Annotated in this window: 17 protein-coding genes; 11 read left to right on the top strand and 6 right to left on the bottom strand. The window is 74.6% G+C overall.

The genetic code is table 11. The annotated features are described in order from the left end of the window. Positions 1–171: 171 nt before the first annotated feature. Positions 172–888, top strand: coding sequence for a TrmH family RNA methyltransferase (locus ACPCUX_RS10605; RefSeq protein ID WP_423388717.1), 717 nt, complete (start codon positions 172–174; stop codon positions 886–888). 109 nt (positions 889–997) lie between these two features. Further along, on the top strand, positions 998–2,020 hold the full coding sequence (gene fbaA, locus ACPCUX_RS10600) for a class II fructose-bisphosphate aldolase (protein WP_021482032.1): 1,023 nt from the start codon (positions 998–1,000) through the stop codon (positions 2,018–2,020). A gap of 126 nt (positions 2,021–2,146) precedes the next feature. On the opposite strand, the gene ACPCUX_RS10595 is transcribed toward fbaA, so the two are convergent. Then, the gene (locus tag ACPCUX_RS10595) at positions 2,147–2,572 is read right to left on the bottom strand and encodes an STAS domain-containing protein (protein WP_021482033.1); all 426 of its coding nucleotides are present in this window, start codon (positions 2,570–2,572) and stop codon (positions 2,147–2,149) included. A gap of 139 nt (positions 2,573–2,711) precedes the next feature. Between ACPCUX_RS10595 and ACPCUX_RS10590 the strand changes: the two genes are divergently transcribed. Beyond that, positions 2,712–4,931: a SpoIIE family protein phosphatase gene (locus ACPCUX_RS10590; protein ID WP_378226731.1), complete on the top strand. Its 2,220-nt coding sequence runs from the start codon at positions 2,712–2,714 to the stop codon at positions 4,929–4,931. A gap of 15 nt (positions 4,932–4,946) precedes the next feature. Here the strand turns inward: ACPCUX_RS10590 and ACPCUX_RS10585 are convergent, their stop codons facing one another. Further along, positions 4,947–5,309 carry an STAS domain-containing protein gene (locus ACPCUX_RS10585; RefSeq protein WP_043653881.1) on the bottom strand — a complete coding sequence of 121 codons (363 nt, stop codon included), beginning with the start codon at positions 5,307–5,309 and terminating at the stop codon, positions 4,947–4,949. A gap of 72 nt (positions 5,310–5,381) precedes the next feature. Then, positions 5,382–5,816, bottom strand: coding sequence for a DUF3151 domain-containing protein (locus tag ACPCUX_RS10580; RefSeq protein WP_043653884.1), 435 nt, complete (start codon positions 5,814–5,816; stop codon positions 5,382–5,384). A 235-nt stretch (positions 5,817–6,051) separates the two neighbouring features. Here ACPCUX_RS10580 and ACPCUX_RS10575 point away from each other — a divergent pair, with 235 nt between their 5' ends. Both ACPCUX_RS10575 and purD read left to right on the top strand, forming a co-directional pair. Beyond that, positions 6,052–7,338 carry an adenylosuccinate synthase gene (locus tag ACPCUX_RS10575; protein WP_021482868.1) on the top strand — a complete coding sequence of 429 codons (1,287 nt, stop codon included), beginning with the start codon at positions 6,052–6,054 and terminating at the stop codon, positions 7,336–7,338. 73 nt (positions 7,339–7,411) lie between these two features. Further along, positions 7,412–8,734: a phosphoribosylamine--glycine ligase gene (purD, locus tag ACPCUX_RS10570; protein ID WP_423388716.1), complete on the top strand. Its 1,323-nt coding sequence runs from the start codon at positions 7,412–7,414 to the stop codon at positions 8,732–8,734. A gap of 86 nt (positions 8,735–8,820) precedes the next feature. Here the strand turns inward: purD and ACPCUX_RS10565 are convergent, their stop codons facing one another. Both ACPCUX_RS10565 and ACPCUX_RS10560 read right to left on the bottom strand, forming a co-directional pair. Continuing rightward, the gene (locus tag ACPCUX_RS10565; protein ID WP_423388715.1) at positions 8,821–10,428 is read right to left on the bottom strand and encodes a ricin-type beta-trefoil lectin domain protein; all 1,608 of its coding nucleotides are present in this window, start codon (positions 10,426–10,428) and stop codon (positions 8,821–8,823) included. A 220-nt stretch (positions 10,429–10,648) separates the two neighbouring features. Continuing rightward, positions 10,649–12,157 carry an AAA family ATPase gene (locus ACPCUX_RS10560; protein ID WP_423388714.1) on the bottom strand — a complete coding sequence of 503 codons (1,509 nt, stop codon included), beginning with the start codon at positions 12,155–12,157 and terminating at the stop codon, positions 10,649–10,651. A 96-nt stretch (positions 12,158–12,253) separates the two neighbouring features. Between ACPCUX_RS10560 and ACPCUX_RS10555 the strand changes: the two genes are divergently transcribed. Next, the gene (locus tag ACPCUX_RS10555; protein WP_423388741.1) at positions 12,254–13,168 is read left to right on the top strand and encodes a phosphoribosylaminoimidazolesuccinocarboxamide synthase; all 915 of its coding nucleotides are present in this window, start codon (positions 12,254–12,256) and stop codon (positions 13,166–13,168) included. Between the two features lie 25 nt (positions 13,169–13,193). Here the strand turns inward: ACPCUX_RS10555 and ACPCUX_RS10550 are convergent, their stop codons facing one another. Then, positions 13,194–13,565 (bottom strand): HNH endonuclease, encoded by a 372-nt coding sequence (locus tag ACPCUX_RS10550; RefSeq protein ID WP_034655283.1) that lies wholly within the window; start codon positions 13,563–13,565, stop codon positions 13,194–13,196. Positions 13,566–13,740: 175 nt separating this feature from the next. On the opposite strand from ACPCUX_RS10550, the gene ACPCUX_RS10545 reads away from it, so the two are divergent. From ACPCUX_RS10545 to ACPCUX_RS10525, 5 genes are all read left to right on the top strand, one after another. Continuing rightward, positions 13,741–14,112, top strand: coding sequence for a PadR family transcriptional regulator (locus tag ACPCUX_RS10545; RefSeq protein ID WP_232322633.1), 372 nt, complete (start codon positions 13,741–13,743; stop codon positions 14,110–14,112). After that, entirely contained in the window at positions 14,109–14,729 is a 621-nt protein-coding gene (locus ACPCUX_RS10540; protein WP_423388713.1) for a hypothetical protein, read from the top strand. Before ACPCUX_RS10545 ends, ACPCUX_RS10540 begins: the two co-directional genes overlap by 4 nt. Before the next feature lie 178 nt (positions 14,730–14,907). Beyond that, the gene (gene purS / locus ACPCUX_RS10535) at positions 14,908–15,195 is read left to right on the top strand and encodes a phosphoribosylformylglycinamidine synthase subunit PurS (protein ID WP_021483374.1); all 288 of its coding nucleotides are present in this window, start codon (positions 14,908–14,910) and stop codon (positions 15,193–15,195) included. After that, on the top strand, positions 15,195–15,914 hold the full coding sequence (purQ, locus tag ACPCUX_RS10530) for a phosphoribosylformylglycinamidine synthase subunit PurQ (RefSeq protein WP_034654359.1): 720 nt from the start codon (positions 15,195–15,197) through the stop codon (positions 15,912–15,914). Before purS ends, purQ begins: the two co-directional genes overlap by 1 nt. Continuing rightward, positions 15,911–17,068 carry a GNAT family N-acetyltransferase gene (locus ACPCUX_RS10525; RefSeq protein ID WP_051028523.1) on the top strand — a complete coding sequence of 386 codons (1,158 nt, stop codon included), beginning with the start codon at positions 15,911–15,913 and terminating at the stop codon, positions 17,066–17,068. The genes purQ and ACPCUX_RS10525 overlap by 4 nt, the downstream gene beginning before the upstream one ends. The last annotated feature ends 20 nt before the right edge of the window (positions 17,069–17,088 follow it).

Raw genomic sequence — 17,088 nt, 5'->3', positions numbered from 1 at the left:
GCGCCGAGGCTCGCGGCGTGCGCGGCCCCCGGGAGGGCGGAGGCGAGCTCGGCGAGGGTGGTCACGGGTCACCAGCGTAGCCGGGCGCGGCCGCGCGGCCCGGCGGTGGGTGTGCACCCGCCGTGGAGGTCCGGCGACGGCGGGCCTGCAGGTCCCGGCAGAATGTGCGCCATGGCGAGCAGCGCGGGCGAGGCGGGCGAGCGGGAGGCGGACGAGCGCGAGGTCGGCGTGGGCCCGTGGCCCGGCGGCCCGGAGTCGTGGCCCCGCGTCCCGGACCCCGCCGGACCGCCCGGGGCGACGCGCCTCGACCCCCGGTACGACCCCGAGCTGCTCGCGCACGGCGACCGCCGCAACGTCGTCGACGCCTACCGGTACTGGACGGTCGAGGCCGTCGTCGCCGACCTCGACGCGCGCCGCGACCCGGCCCGCCGGCTCCACGTCGCGATCGAGAACTGGGCGCACGACCTCAACATCGGCTCCGTCGTCCGCACCGCCAACGCGTTCAACGCGGCCGGGGTGCACGTCGTGGGGCGACGGCGGTGGAACCGCCGCGGCGCCATGGTCACCGACCGCTACCTGCACGTGCACCACCACGCGTCGGTGGCGGACCTCGCGGTCTGGGCGGCGGGGGAGGGCCTCCCGCTCCTGGGGGTCGACAACGTCCCGGGGTCGGTGCCGATCGAGGGCTACGCGCTGCCGGCGTCGTGCGTGCTGCTCCTCGGCCAGGAGTCGGCCGGGCTGACGCCCGAGGCGGTCGAGGCGTGCCGCGCGGTGCTCCACATCACGCAGCACGGGTCGACCCGATCGATCAACGCCGGCGCCGCCGGCGCGATCGCCCTGCACGCCTGGGCGGCGCAGCACCTGGGGCCCACAGGGCCGCCGAGGTAGAGGCGTGGTCATCCGGGGACCACAGGTCGAACGGCCCTGACCTCGCGCTGTCATCCATGCCAGACTTTGACCTGACAGTCCACCCCGCACGACTCCACAGGAGCTCCGCATGCCCATCGCAACCCCCGAGGTCTACGCCGAGATGATCGACCGGGCGAAGGCAGGCTCGTTCGCCTACCCGGCCGTCAACATCACCTCGTCGCAGACCATCACCGCCGCGCTCCAGGGCTTTGCCGAGGCCGAGTCCGACGGCATCATCCAGGTCTCCGTGGGCGGCGCCGAGTACGGCTCGGGTTCGACGGTCAAGGACCGCATCGCCGGTTCGCTCGCGCTCGCGGCGTACGCGCGCGAGGTCGCGAAGAACTACCCGGTGCAGATCGCGATCCACACCGACCACTGCGTCAAGAAGAACCTCGACTCCTGGGTCCGCCCGCTCCTGGCCATCGAGGCCGAGCAGGTGAAGAACGGCGGCCTGCCGACGTTCCAGTCGCACATGTACGACGGCTCGGACGTCCCCCTGGACGAGAACCTCACCATCGCGGCCGAGCTGCTCGAGCTCTCGCAGGCGGCGCGCACGATCCTCGAGATCGAGGTCGGCGTCGTCGGCGGCGAGGAGGACGGCCACGAGGCCGAGATCAACGAGAAGCTCTACACGACGGTCGAGGACGGCCTCGCGACGATCGAGGCGCTCGGCACGGGCGAGAAGGGCCGCTACCTGACGGCCCTCACGTTCGGCAACGTGCACGGCGTGTACAAGCCGGGTGCGGTCAAGCTCCGCCCGGAGATCCTCAAGGAGATCCAGGAGGCCGTCGGCGCGAAGGTCGGCAAGGAGAACCCGTTCGACCTGGTCTTCCACGGCGGCTCCGGCTCCACGGCCGAGGAGATCTCGGCGGCGGTGGACTTCGGCGTCATCAAGATGAACATCGACACCGACACGCAGTACGCGTTCACGCGCCCCGTCGTCGGCCACATGTTCTCGAACTACGACGGCGTCCTGAAGATCGACGGCGAGGTCGGCAACAAGAAGGCCTACGACCCGCGCGCCTGGGGCAAGCTGGCCGAGGCCGGCATGGCCGCGCGCATCATCGAGGCGTCGCAGCAGCTGCGCTCCGCGGGCAACAAGATCCGCTGACGCCGCACGGCCCGGAGTCCGCTCCGGGCCCGCGTCGCACGAAGGCCCCCGGTCCGTGAGGACCGGGGGCCTTCGTCGTGCTGCGGCCGCGCGCGCCCGACGACGGGCGTCAGGCGGCCACGAGCGTCAGTCGGTCGTGCCCGCGCCGTTGCCGGGAGGCTCGTCGAGGTCGAAGCCGGGGTCCACGTCGACGATGTCGAGCAGCTCGCCGATGCGGGTCACCTCGAGGAGGAACCGCACCGTGGGCGGGGCGCGGAGGACGCGCACGCGGTGCGGGCCGCGCGACGCGAGACGTGCGAGGAACGCCACACCCGACGAGTCCATGAAGGTCACGTGGTGGGCGTCGATCTCGACGGGCAGGCCGGAGTCCTCCGCCGCGGCGGTCGCCTCCTGGAGGTCGGCGCCGAGGTCGGCGTCGATCTCGCCCGAGAGCACGATGCGGGCTCGCGTCGTGCCCACGATGACGTGCACGCTCGCGGGGTCGCCCGCTCCTGCGGGGTCGCCGGCGACGCCGACCGGGCGGTCTGCGGCCGGGGGTGTACCTTCGCGCACCGGCGCTCCTCTCTGGCGTGGTCCGGACCGGTTCCGGTCTCGGGAAGCACCAATCTACGGTTGAATGTCCAGTCGGGACAGTAACGCGACCGTGGCGTCCGTTTCCAGACGATCGACGCTCGGACCGTCGGAGGTGACGATGGGCAGCTCGCCGGAGCTCGGCACCGACCTGCCCGCGCACGTCCAGGAGCTGTGCACGCGCGCGATGGACGCCACCGGGGTCGCGATGTTCGTCACGGGCCCGCGGTCGGCGGAGATGCCGATCGTCTGGGTCAACCGCGCGTTCGAGCGGCAGACCGGGTTCACCGCCGCCGAGGTGCTCGGCCGCAGCCCCCAGGTCCTCGAGTCGCTCCTCGCGAACCCCGTCGACGCGCAGCAGCTCCGCGCCGCCGTGGCCGACGAGCGCGAGCTCACCTACACCGTGCGCACCTTCCGGCGCGACGGGGTCGCGGTGTGGACGCAGCTCTCGCTCGCGCCCCTCACCGGCCCCGACGGCGCGGTGACCCACTGGGTCGGTGCGCAGGTCGACGTCTCCGAGCACCTCGACCGGTACGCCGCCCAGGTCGCGTCGCTCGCGCTCGAGCGGCGCGAGCGCGCGGTGCTCGACGTCGTCGCCCGCAGCTCCGACCTCCTCGCCGACCTCGACCAGCCGTACGCGCTGCGCGACATCACGGCGCTGCTCGCGGGGTACGTCGTCGACTGGGCGGGCTTCTACCTCAACGACGACGGGCTGCGGTACGCGGAGGGCGTCGACACGGCGGCGCCCCCGAGCGGTCGTGGCCAGCGGCACGGCCGCTACACGCCCGGCGTCCTGCCCCTGGCCCCGGGCGTGCACACGACCGACGCGCTCGGCGACTCGGCCTCCGTCACCGGCTCGGTGCCGCGCGTCCGCGTGGACGTGCCGGACCGCGTCCAGGACGTGCTCGACGGGCGCATCGAGGGGCCGGTGACGCTCGACCTCTCCGCCACGTACCCGCAGTGGTCCGCCTCGGGCTGGCTCCAGCGCGACCTCCACCACCGGCTCTCCGGGCTGCCGCGGCGGCCGGGGTCCGTGACCGTGTCCGCCGTCCCGGGGCGACGGCGCATCCTCGGCCTGCTCGTCACGGGCGACCTGCCCGACACTCCGCCGCAGGGGTTCGGCTCCGACGCGGAGGCCCGCGAGGGCGTACGCACGCTGCTGCAGGTCATCGCGCGCCGTGCCGGGACCGCGATCGACAACGTGCGCCTCTACGCGCGCGAGCACCGCCTCGCCGAGACGCTCCAGCGCGCGATGCTCCCCGAGCAGGCCGACGTCACGGGCCTCGACGTGTGGACGTACTACGCGCCGAACTCCGAGCACGCCCAGGTGGGCGGCGACTGGTACGACGTCCTGCAGATCGCGCCGGACGTCGTCGGCCTCGTCATCGGTGACGTCGTGGGGCACGACGTCGAGGCCGCGGCCGCCATGGGCCAGCTCCGCTCGGTGGTGCGCTCGTACGCCTACGAGCTCACGACGCCCGGCCCCGTGCTCGAGCGCGTCGACCAGCTCGTCCAGGGCATGCGCATCCCGCGCTCCGCGAGCCTCGTGTACGCGGCGCTCACGCAGCCGGACGCCGCGCAGCCCGAGGACGCATGGCGGATCGAGTACTCGCGCGCCGGCCACCTGCCGCCGCTCCTGCTGCGCGACGGCACCGTGACGCAGCTCGACGACGCCGGGGGAGCGCTCGTCGGCTTCGGCGGCCGCAGCCGCTCGACGGGCGTCGCGACGCTCCTGCCGGGCGACACGCTCGTCTTCTACACCGACGGCCTCATCGAGCGCCGCGACCGCGCCCTGCGGGTCGGGCTGGAGGCGCTCGTCGCGGCGTCCGAGGCGGTCACGGCCGTCGACGCCGCGGGCGTGGGCGAGGAGCTGCTGTCGCGCCTGGCCGACGCCCCCGAGGACGACGTCGCGCTCGTCGTCGTGCGCATCCCCGACCCGCAGCGGGACGCGTCCGCCGTCGTGCTCAGCCCGCGCAGCCGCCGCTGGCTCCTGCCGAGCGAGCCGGCGTCGATCGGGCGTGCGCGGCACGCCGTCGTGCGCACGTGCCAGGCCTGGGGCGTGCGGGAGAGCGCCAACGCGGAGCTCGTCGTCTCGGAGCTCGTCGCGAACGGCGTGCTGCACGGGTGGGGCCACCTCGCGCTGCGCCTGTTCGACACGGGCGACGGCATCCGCGTCGAGGTCGAGGACTCCAACCCGGCGCCCCCCGTCCCGACGGACGGGCACCCGAACCGCATGGGCGGCTTCGGCATGCAGATCGTCGAGCGGCTCGCCGACTGGGGGTGGCGCCCGACGGCGTCGGGCAAGCTCGTGTGGGCGACCCTGCGGCCCTCGGGGCGCTAGGACGGCCCGCGGGCGTCAGGCCGGGGGCTCGACCTTGGCGAAGCCGGACGGCGGCGTCGCGGGCTCGCAGCGGTGGTCGTTGTCGATGCGGAACAGCTCGAGCGCGCCGCACACCTCGAGCACGAACAGGTCCCGGTCGTCGCAGCCGCGCAGCACCGTCGCACCGCCGCGCTTGCGACCGGCGTCGGCGAGCGAGATGAGGAACGCCGCGCCGGTGGAGTCCATGAACGTCACGCGGCACATGTCGATGACGAGGAGCTGACGGCGCAGCCCGACGACGCGTGCCGCGATCTCCGGGAACTGGTCGCGCTCGGCGAGATCGAGGTCTCCGGCGATGACGAGGGTCGTCGTCGCGGGGGACGTGGCGATCTCGATCATGCCCACGACTCTAGACGCCGCCCGGGTGCGTCGCGCGCCCACCCGGCGGTCGCCGGGCGGACGCGCGGCCGGTCAGCGCAGCGCACGCACCTCGTCGGCCGAGGTCCCGGAGTCGCGCAGGAACTGCTCGCAGCGTTCCGCCTCCTCGACCTCGCCGAGGTACGCGGCGCACTCGGCGAGGGCCAGGAGCGCGCGCAGGAAGCCCTGGTTCGGCACGTGGTCGGCCGGGATCGGTCCCTGGCCGCGCCAGCCGGCGCGCCGCAGGGAGTCCAGCCCGCGGTGGTAGCCGGTGCGCGCGAACGCGTAGGCCGTCACCGCGCCGCGCGAGCCGTTCTCGTGGAGGAAGTCCTCGGCGAGGTAGGCCCAGGCGAGCGAGCTCGCGGGCGAGCGGCCCGCGATCTCGTACGGGTCGCCGTCGGCCGCGATGGCGTCGCGGACGTGCGCGTAGTCGTCGGGGAGGCGGACGGGTGCGGGGCCGTCGAGGAGGTTCGGGTGGGTGTCGCTCATGAGGCCATTCTGCCCATCCCGGGCGTGACGCGGTCGATAGCCGCCTCGAAGGTCAATTTCCGCCATCCGACCGGTAAACTCGGCGCCGGTCCCCGGGTCTCTGCCGCCCGGGTGACGCCTCGGGCCCGCGGGCCCGGCGCCGTCGGGCACGCCGTGCCCGCTCCGCTCCGGACGCCGGTGCGCGCCCACGACCATGACCGGCCCGAGGAACAGGCAGCGCGAAAGTGGGGATTCCATGCCAGGCGTGGTGCTCGTCGGTGCCCAGTGGGGCGATGAGGGCAAGGGCAAGGCGACCGACCTCCTCGGGTCCCGGGTCGACTACGTGGTCAAGTTCAACGGCGGCAACAACGCCGGCCACACGGTCGTCATCGGGGACGAGAAGTACGCGCTCCACCTGCTGCCGTCGGGCATCCTGTCCCCGGGGGTCACGCCGGTCATCGCGAACGGTGTCGTCGTCGACATCGAGGTGCTGTTCCAGGAGCTCGACGACCTGATCTCGCGGGGCGTGGACGTCTCGCGCCTGCTCGTCTCGGGCTCCGCGCACGTGATCGCCGGCTACCACCGCACGATCGACAAGGTGAGCGAGCGGTTCCTCGGCAAGCGCCGCATCGGCACGACGGGCCGCGGCATCGGGCCGGCGTACGCGGACAAGATCAACCGCGTCGGCATCCGCATCTGGGACCTGTTCGACGAGAAGATCCTCGCGGAGAAGATCGAGGGCTCGCTCGACCAGAAGAACCACCTGCTGGTGAAGGTCTACAACCGCCGTGCCATCACCGTGGACGAGACCGTGGCCGAGCTGCTGCAGTACGCCGACCGGCTCAAGCCGATGGTGGCGGACACGGCGCTCGAGCTGAACAAGGCGCTCGACGCGGGCAAGAACGTCCTCTTCGAGGGCGGGCAGGCCACGATGCTCGACGTCGACCACGGGACGTACCCGTTCGTCACGTCGTCCAACGCGACCGCGGGCGGCGCGCTCACGGGCTCGGGCGTCGGGCCGACGCGCATCAGCTCCGTGATCGGCGTCATCAAGGCGTACACGACGCGCGTGGGCGAGGGCCCGTTCCCGACCGAGCTGTTCGACGCGAACGGCGAGTACCTGCTCAAGCAGGGCGGCGAGTACGGCGTGACGACGGGCCGCGCGCGCCGCTGCGGCTGGTACGACTCGGTGATCGCGCGCTACGCGACCCGCGTCAACGGCATCACCGACATGGTGCTCACCAAGCTCGACATCCTCACGGGCTTCGAGAAGGTCCCGGTCTGCGTCGCGTACGACGTCGACGGCGTCCGGTACGACGAGATGCCGCTCGACCAGACCGCGTTCCACCACGCGAAGCCGATCTACGAGGAGCTCGACGGCTGGTGGGAGGACATCTCCGGCGCCCGCACGTTCGACGACCTGCCGGTCAACGCGCAGCGCTACGTGCACGCGCTGGAGGAGATGTCGGGCACGCGGATCTCCGCGATCGGCGTCGGCCCGAGCCGCGACGCGATCATCCCGCGCCACGACCTCATCCACTGAGCCGACGACGCCCGCCGACCACGGCCCGGACGCCCCGCGGGGCGTCCGGGCCGTCTCGGTAGACTCGGCGCCCGTGAAGATCCTCGTCGTCGGGACCGGTGCCCGCGAGCACGCCATCGTCCACGCCCTCGCGCACGAGGCCGACCGCCCGGGCGCGGAGCGCCACGAGCTGCACGCCGCCCCGGGGAACCCGGGCATCGGGGACCTCGCGACGCTGCACGCGGTGGACCAGAACGACGGCGCCGCGGTGGCCGCGCTCGCGACGGACCTGGGCGTCGACCTCGTCGTCGTCGGCCCGGAGGCGCCGCTGGTCGCCGGCGTCGGGGACGCGGTGCGCGAGGCCGGCGTCCCCGTGTTCGGGCCGAGCGCCGAGGCGGCGCGGCTCGAGGGCTCCAAGGCGTTCGCGAAGGACGTCATGGCCGCCGCGTCGGTCCCCACGGCGCTCGCGCACGTGTGCACCGACGTCGACGAGGTCGCGGCCGCAATCGACGCGTTCGGCGCGCCCTACGTCATCAAGGACGACGGCCTGGCCGCGGGCAAGGGTGTCGTCGTCACGGAGGACCGCCAGGCCGCGCTCGAGCACGCCGCCGCGTGCTTCGCGACGCCCCGCCGCGCGGCGGACGGCACGCCCGAGGACCCGTGCGTCGTCGTCGAGGAGTACCTCGACGGTCCCGAGGTCTCCCTCTTCTGCGTGAGCGACGGCGCGACGGTCGTGCCGCTCGCGCCCGCCCAGGACTTCAAGCGTGCGTTCGACGCCGACGCGGGCCCGAACACGGGCGGCATGGGCGCGTACAGCCCGCTGCCGTGGGCGCCCGAGGGCCTGGTCGAGGAGGTCGTCTCGCGCGTCGCGCAGCCGACGATCGACGAGATGGCGCGGCGCGGCACCCCGTTCGTCGGCGTGCTCTACGTGGGCCTCGCGCTGACGAGCCGCGGCACGCGCGTCGTCGAGTTCAACGCGCGCTTCGGCGACCCGGAGACGCAGTCCGTGCTCACGCGCCTCGCGACCCCGCTGTCCGCGGTCATGCTCGCGGCGGCCCAGGGGCGGCTCGCCGAGGTCGGCCCGCTGCGCTGGCACGACGACGCGTCGGTCACCGTCGTGGTCGCGGCGCACGGCTACCCGGGCGCCGTCCGCGGCGGCGACCCGATCACGGGGATCGACGCGGCGGAGGGCGTCGAGGGCGTGCACGTGCTGCACGCGGGCACGTCGCGCGCGGACGACGGCGGCCTGGTCGCCTCGGGCGGCCGCGTGCTGTCGGTCGTGGCGCGCGGCGCGGACCTGGCCGAGGCGCGCCGCCGGGCGTACGCCGCGGTCGACCGCATCGTGCTCCCGGGCTCGCACCACCGCACCGACATCGCGGCGCGGGCCGCCGCGGGCGAGGTCACGCTCGCGGGCTGACAACCCCGCCGTCGAGCACGGCACGGCGCTCGTTCTCCGCGGGGGAGCGACCGCCGTGCCGTGCTCAGCACCTCAGGGGCGAGGCGTCAGGCGCGGCGCCACTTCTGGGCCGCGGTGCCGTTGCACGTCCAGATCTGGAGCTTGGTGCCGTCGGCGCTGTTGCTGCTCGGCACGTCGACGCACTTGTTCGCCAGCACCGACACGAGGTCGCCCGCGCCGCTGAGCACGAACTTCTGGGCCGCGTTGCCGCTGCAGTTCGCGAGCTGGAGCGCCGTGCCGTCGGCCGTGGCCGCCCACGCGACGTCCATGCACTTGCCGCCCGCGCGGACGGTGCCGTCGGCCTCGAACGTCCAGCGCTGCGCGCTCGACCCGTTGCACGTCCACAGCTGGAGGCGCTTGCCGTCGCTGAAGTCGGACCCGGGGACGTCGATGCACTTGCCCGCGAGCCCCACGAGCGCGCTGCCCGACCCGCCGCCCGTGGTCACGAGCGACAGGCCGTAGGCCGACAGGATCGGGTTGACGGGCTGGTAGATGAACTTGCCGCCGTTCGAGCAGTCGTTGATCCTGCCCGAGGTGACGCCCTGCGCCTGGTTGCCGGAGATCACCGACCCGCCCGAGTCGCCGCCCTCCGCGCACGCGCTGCCGCGCACGAGGCCGGGAACGTCGCCGTTGCCGTAGTTGACGGTGATGTTCTTCTGCTCGATGACGCCGCAGCGCCAGCCGGTCGTGGCGCCCGAGCGGCACACCGACGCACCCACGGGCGCCTCGGCCGAGCCGGCGACGTCGACGGTGCCGCCGGCGTAGTTGTTCACCCGCGGGACGGGGGAGAACCCGGCGTCGACGCGCACCCACGCGTAGTCGTGGCCGGGGAACGACGCCGCCTGGACCGTCCCCATGCGCGCCCAGCTCGCGGTGAGCACCTCCTTGCCCGCCGCGCCGCAGTGCCCCGCCGTGACGAAGCCGCCCTGGACGGCGAACCCGATCGAGCAGGCCGAGCCCGACGACGCGCCCGGGTCCCGGGTGATGTAGCGGTCGCCGCCGCGCACGTCGGCCGTGAGCTCGTACGGCGCCGCGAGGACCTCGGTGCGCACCGCGGCGGCGTCGACCCCGGACGCGGCGACGAACGCCTGCGCTGCCGCGGGGTCGAGCGACTCGACGACCACCTCGTTCGTGGTGACGTCGACGTACCAGGCCTGGACGGCGTCGGGGGTGGTGGTCGCGTCGAGCCGGGCCGCGACGTCGTCGAGCTCGGCCAGGCCGTGCTCCACGACGACGGCCGTCGCACCGGCCGCCTCGACGTCGGCGACCGCCGCCGGGTCGGTCACGGCGACGACGGGGGCGCCCGCCTCGGCGTCGACCCACGTGCCGGCGTACGCCGTCCCGAGACCCTCGCTCAGTGCGCGCTCGACGGTGGCCGTCACGGCGTCGAGCGCGAGCCGGTCGGCGACGCCCGCGGCATCGAGCCCCAGGTCGCGCTCGAGAGCGCGGAGCTGCCCCTCCGACAGGTCGTCGGGGCCGGGGACGGCCGCGCCCGCGGTCGTCGGTGACGGGCTCGGGCTCGGTGCGGACAGGGGCGCGCCCGCGGGGCCGAGAGCGTCCGCGTGCGCGGTCGTCGCGAGGCCCACGCTCGCGACGACCACCCCCACTGCGGCCGCTAGCGCTGTCAGGCGATGGTGCATCGTGCGGTGGTGCATCGTTGCCTCCTCCGTGCGGATGGGGCCCGCCGCCGTCGGCAGGCCCGGACAGCTGCGCACGCGCCCCCGCAGGAGTCGCTCCGGTGCGGCCCCCTGACGGCGGGAGAGCGCTCCCACGGCCGTCCTGACGAGCAGGCTAGCGGCACGCCGGTCGATCGGCACGCGCGACGGGTGTGGTGCGGAGGACGTCCGGCGCGGGGAGCGCCGGGCTGGTGCCCGATCAGGGCTCGAACGTCTCCTCGGCGAGAAGGCCCGGCGACGAGCCGAGCAGCGAGCGCGTGATGCGCTCGGCGTCGGCGGTCATCTCGTGCACGGCGGACCCGAGGTCCTCGTCTCCCACGTCGTGCCCGGCCTCGACCGCGCGCAGCACGGCGCGCCGGACCACCTCCTTGACGAACGAGGCGGTCACGCCGTCCGTGCGGTCGGCGGCGTCGGCGAGCGCACCGGAGGTGAACGGCAGTTCGCCGCGGTAGAGCTCGAACAGCCGGAGCCGCGCCGACGCGTCGGGCAGGGGGATCTCGACCGCGAGGTCGACCCGGCCGGGGCGCTGCGCGAGCGCGCGCTCGAGGAGGTCGGCGCGGTTCGTCGTCAGGACGAACGCGACGTCGGAGTCGCTGCCGAGTCCGTCCATGGCGTCCAGCACCTCGAACAGCAGGGGCTGCGGGCCGTCGTGGAACGAGCGGTCCTCGGCGATGAGGTCGCAGTCCTCGAGCACGACGATCGCGGGCTGGAGCGCACGGGCCGTCTCCGCGGCGAGCCGGACGAGCCGGAGCGCACCCCCTGCGAGGACGATCACGGTCGTGCCCGGGCTCTCGCCGACGAGGTGGCGGACGGTGTGGGTCTTGCCCGTCCCCGGCGGACCGTAGAGCAGGACGCCGCGCTTGAGGTGCTGACCCGCCGCGAGGAGCTCCGAGCGGTGCCGCGCGACGCCGAGCACCTGACGCTCGATCCTGCTCAGCGTGCCGTCCGGGAGCACCACGTCGGTCGCCGGGACCCGGTCCCGCGGCAGGAACGTCATGCCGCCGGCCTGCGCGCCGTAGTCCGACGCCGTGAACGTCACGACCTGGCCGCGCAGCACGCTGTGCTCGACCATGGCCGCCCGGAGCTCGGCGAGGAGCGACAGGGCGGCGTCCTCCTGGGGACACATGACCTCGACGCTGCCCTCGTCGCCGTGCCGCGGGTTCGCCGCGCGCTGCAGGAGCGCGACGGGCGTGCCCGCGTACGCGAAGAGGTGCAGACCGAAGGAGACGGTGCGGCGCTCGCTCTCGGGGCCCGTCGCCGCGCGCGCGTAGTCCACCGCGCCGACGGGAAACTGGCGCCACAGGGCGGAGTGCTCGACGATCTCGGAGAAGGACGTGTGCATCCGCTGCTCGCCGCCACCGACGCCGACGACGCGGCCACCGCCGTGGCGGGCGACGACGGCCTCGATCGCGACGTCCGCGTCGACGCCGCGCAGAGCGGACACCGTCTCGGTGACGACCGCGATCGAGCGCGGGTCGGTGCCGAGGTGCTCGCGCAGCACGTCCGCGACGGACGGCCCGGCGTCGGTCCGCTGCCGCTGGGCCTGCTCGTTGGCGGTCTCCATGAAGGCCGAGAAGGTGGCGAGGAAGTCGCGCACCCCCGGGTCGTGCGTCGCGCGCTCGGCGTCCTCGCCCTGGTCGAGCGTGCCGTCGAGCGCGCCGCCGGGGGCGGCTCCCGAGATGGACGAGGGGCCGGGTTCGAGTCGCATGGTGCGACACTAGGGGCCGTGACCCACACCCCGCAGGACCCCGGCTCGGCCCTCTCGCTCGGCGAGGCCGACGCCCTCGACACGGCCGCGCTCGACCTGCCCGGCTGGACGCACGCGTACTCCGGCAAGGTGCGCGACCTGTACACGCCGGACCTGCCGGCCGTCGGGGGCGTGCACCCCCTGGGCGACGTCGTGCTCGTCGTCGCGAGCGACCGGGTGAGCGCCTACGACCACGTGCTGTCGCCCGGTATCCCGGACAAGGGCGTCGTGCTCACGCAGCTCAGCCTGTGGTGGTTCGAGCAGCTCGCCGACCTCGTGCCGAACCACGTCGTCTCGACCGCCGTCTCGGCGGTGCCGGGCGACGGCCTCGTGCCCGACGTCGTCGCCGGCCGCGCGATGATCTGCCGCCGCCTCGACATGTTCCCGGTCGAGTGCGTGGCGCGCGGGTACCTGACGGGCTCCGGCCTCGTGGAGTACCGCGCGGGCGGCGAGGTCTGCGGCGTGCAGCTGCCCGACGGCCTCGTCGACGGGTCGCGCCTGCCCGAGCCGATCTTCACGCCGGCGACGAAGGCTGCCGTGGGCGAGCACGACGAGAACGTCTCGTTCGACGTCGTGGCCGAGCAGATCGGCCTCGACGACGCCACGCGCCTGTGCGACCTCACGCTCGCCGTGTACGCGCGCGCCGAGGAGATCGCGCGCGAGCGCGGCGTGATCCTCGCGGACACCAAGCTCGAGTTCGGCGTGGACCCGGCGACGGGGGAGACCGTGCTCGGCGACGAGGTGCTCACGCCCGACTCGTCGCGCTTCTGGCCCGCGGACCAGTGGGAGCCGGGTCGCGCGCAGCCGAGCTTCGACAAGCAGTTCGTGCGCGACTGGCTCACGTCGCCCGCGTCGGGCTGGGACCGCGCCGCGGACACCCCGCCGCCGTCGATCCCGGCCGACGTCGTCGCGCGCACCCGCGCGCGCTACCTCGAGGCGTACGAGCGGCTCACCGGGTCGACGCTCGCCTGACGCCTGACGCCTGACGCCTGACGCCTCACGCCGTCCGGAGGGTGCCGGGCCGGAGGTAGGTGTGCCCGCTCGGCGCGGTCCACCGTACCGACCCGTCGGCGAGCAGCGCCGGGCGCCAGCCGTCGCGTGCGCGGACGACCCGGTGGTGGCGGCACAGGGCGACGAGGTTGTCGGCCCCGTGCGCGGACTCCGCGTCGTCGTCCATCCCGGTGCCGGTGCCCGTGCCTGTGACCGGCCGCGGGGCGACCACGTGGTCGAGGTCGCAGCGGAACGCCGGTACGCGGCAGCCCGGGAAGACGCACGTCCCGTCGCGCGCGAGGACGCGGGCCACGGTGGCCGGCGCGGGCCGTGAACGGCCGCGGTCGATCGTCGGGACGGGTGCTGCCGGTGCGTCCATGGGGAGCCTCCGTGCGTCGTCGGGCGAGGTGTCGTGCGAGGGCGGGGAAGGGGCAGGACCCCGTCCTCGCACCGTGCTCGAGCGTGCGTCTCGAACACGTGTTCGAGACTAGCCCCACCCTCCGACACGCGCCGGACGCTTGCGCACATAGGTCGCCGAGCGATATATATCGACCATGGTCTCCTCGGCCCCGTTCCGCATGACGGAGCAGGCGTACCTCGTGCTCCTCGCCCTCAGCGGGGAGCCGCTCCACGGCTACGCCGTCATCCGGTCGGTGCGCGACCTCTCCGACGGCCGCACCCGCCTCGGCGCGGGCACCCTCTACGGGAACCTCGACCGCCTCGTCGCGGCCGGTCTCGTGGAGCCGACGGGCGAGGAGGTCGTCGACGGCCGACTGCGTCGCTACTACCGCGCGACCGACGACGGGCGCCGTGCCGCCCGCGCCGAGACCTTGCGCCTCGCCGAGCTCGCGGAGCGTGCGCGCCGGTCGCTCTCCCGCGGTGCCGGTCGGGGTGCCGCCGACGGTCTCGCCGGGAGCGGCGCGTGACCGGGCGGCGGGCCGCCGCCGACGGCGCGCAGCCCGGCCGCCCTGCCCGCGGGGCGCGCGGCGCCGACCGGTACGAGCGGTCCGCACGGATCTGGCTGCGCGCCTACCCCCGGCGCTGGCGCGACCTGCACGGGGACGAGGCGCTCGCCGTCCTGCTCGACCTGGCGCCCGAGCCGGACGACGGCGCCGCTCCCCGCGGCATCGGCGCCCGCGAGGCGTGGGGCCTCGTCCGCGCGGGGTGGGCGCTGCGGTGGCGCGAGCACCCGCCGCTCGGGCGCTGGCTGCTCTACCGGTCGCTCGACCTGCGGCTCCCCGCGCGGTACTGGTGGTGGGTCGCCGACGACATCCACGGGGCGCTCTACCCGTGGCGCGTCACCCTGGGCAGCCTGGGGAGCGCGCTGGCGATCCTCTACGGGTGGCCCGTCCTGAGCCACGTCCTCTTCTCGAACGACGTCAACCGGCCCGAGCTCTGGTTTGCGGTTCTCCTCATGGCGGTCTCGCTCCTGAGCGGGTTCCTGTTCCGGCGGTCCCACGTCGACCGGGCCTGGCGCAAGCACGTGCTCGACGGCAACATCCCGGTCGACACCCCGGACCGGCGCCGCACCGCGGGCGGCTGAGCACGCCCGCTCATCGTGCGGACGCCCGACCGGGCGGGTGCGCGCGCCCGCTAGACTGAGCGCGGAATCCCGCCGTCGGCTCCCGCTCGTCCCGTCCCCCCCGGGCGTCCTCGACGCCCGTGACGTGGCCGGGATCCCGGAGCCCCGGCCCTCCCAACACTCTCGCCAAGGAGCCCCCGTGGGACGCGTCGTCGTCGAGGTCATGCCCAAGCCCGAGATCCTGGACCCGCAGGGCAAGGCCGTCGTCGGGGCGCTGCCGCGCCTCGGCTTCACCCAGTTCACGTCCGTCCGCCAGGGCAAGCGGTTCGAGCTCGAGGTCGAGGGCCCGGTGACGCCGGAGGTCCTGGCCGCCGCCGAGGAGGCCGCGGTGAAGCTCCTGTCGAACCCCGTCATCGAGGACGTCGTGCGCGTCGCCGACATCGAGACGGACGCCGCCGCGACGATCACGTCGCAGGGTCTCGCCTGATGACCGCCTCGGCTCTCGCGACGGCCACGGTCGGTGTCGTCACCTTCCCCGGCACGCTCGACGACCGCGACGCCGCGCGCGCGGTGCGCCTCGCGGGCGGCGAGGCCGTGTCGCTCTGGCACGCCGACGCCGACCTCCACGGCGTGGACGCGGTCGTCCTGCCCGGCGGCTTCTCCTACGGCGACTACCTGCGCGCGGGCGCGATCAGCCGCTTCGCGCCGGTCATGGAGTCGATCGTGGACGCCGCGAAGGGCGGCATGCCCGTGCTCGGCATCTGCAACGGCTTCCAGATCCTCACCGAGGCGCACCTGCTCCCGGGATCGATGGTCAAGAACGACCACCTGCACTTCGTGTGCCGCGAGCAGGTCCTCGTGGTCGAGAACGCCGACACCGCCTGGACGCGCGACTACACGGCCGGCCAGCGCATCACGATCCCGCTGAAGAACCAGGACGGGCAGTTCGTCGCCGACGAGCGGACGCTCGACGAGCTCGAGGCCGAGGGCCGCGTCGTCTTCCGCTACGACGGCTGGAACCCGAACGGGTCGCGCCGCGGCATCGCGGGCATCTCGAACGCGGCGGGCAACGTCGTCGGCCTCATGCCCCACCCGGAGCACGCCGTCGAGCCCGGCTTCGGCCCGGCCGCCGAGGCCGGCCCGCGCGCCGGCACCGACGGCCTCGGGTTCTTCACGTCCGTCCTGGGCGCGCTCGTCCGCGCGTGACGCTCCCGCGCGTCCTGCCCGACGCCGTCGGGCGCCCCGGGACCGGGGTCGTCACCGTGGCGACGGTCCCGGCGGACGACGCCGCGGCCGAGCGGCTGCGGTCGCGGCAGCAGGCGGAGCTCGCGGTGCGCTACGGCGAGCCCGACGCCGGCACGTTCGCCCCCGAGGCGGCGCTCGCGAACGTCGTGGTCCGGGAGGACGGCGAACCGGTCGCGTTCGTCGCGCTGCGCGACGTCTCCGGCACGCCGGACGGACGGGGCGGCACGCACCCCGCGCGGACCGGCGAGGTGAAGCGCCTGTACGTCGAGCCCGCCCACCGGGGTCGCGGGCACGCACGCACCGCGATGCGCGCGCTGCACGAGCGCGCGGTCGCCGCGGGCCTCGACCGGCTCGTGCTCGAGACGGGCACGCTCCAGCCGGAGTCCATCGACCTCTACCTCGCGCTCGGGTACGTGCCGATCGAGTCGTACGGCCACTACGCCGGGCAGCCGCTGTCGCGCTGCTTCGCGCTCGACCTGCGCGTGTCGCCCGCCGCTGCGTCGGATGCCGCCGGAGCGCGGACCGCCGCGCCGGATGCCACCGGACCGCGGGGCGCTGCGCCGGACGGCGCGGGGTCAGGGTCCGGCACCGCGGCGGGCGGCCCGGTCGTCGGGGGAGCCGCGGTCGAGCTCCGTGCCGTCCCGTGGGACGACCCCGACGCGGCCGCGCTGCGCCGCGAGATGCACGAGACGTCGTCGGCCGTCCTGTACCCGGAGCTCTTCGGCCGCCTCGACTCCGCCGGGGGGTTCGAAACCGTGGACGCGCACCTGGGAGTCGACGTCGTGGTGACCCTCGTGGCGTACCGGGACGGCGAGGCGCTCGGGTGCGCGTCGCTGCGACGGCCCGAGCCCGGCGCGCCGCAGGACGCGCTCGAGGTGAAGAAGGTGTTCGTGCGCGAGAGCGCGCGCCGCACGGGGACCGCGCGTCGGCTCCTCGACGGGCTGGAGACGGCGGCGCGTGAGCGCGGGACCTCCACGCTCTTGCTCGAGACGGGCATCCGCCAGCCCGGCGCCATCGCGCTCTACCGCTCGCTCGGCTTCCGTGCCGTCGCGCACTTCCCGCCCTACGACGGCGACAACCACGTCGCGCTGTGCTTCGCCAAGCCGCTGACCTGAGGCGATACCCCGCCGTGCCG

The sequence above is a fragment of the Cellulosimicrobium sp. AB352 genome (genome assembly GCF_049538415.1).
In the GTDB taxonomy this organism is placed as follows: Bacteria; Actinomycetota; Actinomycetes; order Actinomycetales; family Cellulomonadaceae; genus Cellulosimicrobium; species Cellulosimicrobium funkei.
Note: the sequence above shows the minus strand (reverse complement) of the source record. Positions and strands in the feature narration are given on the sequence as shown.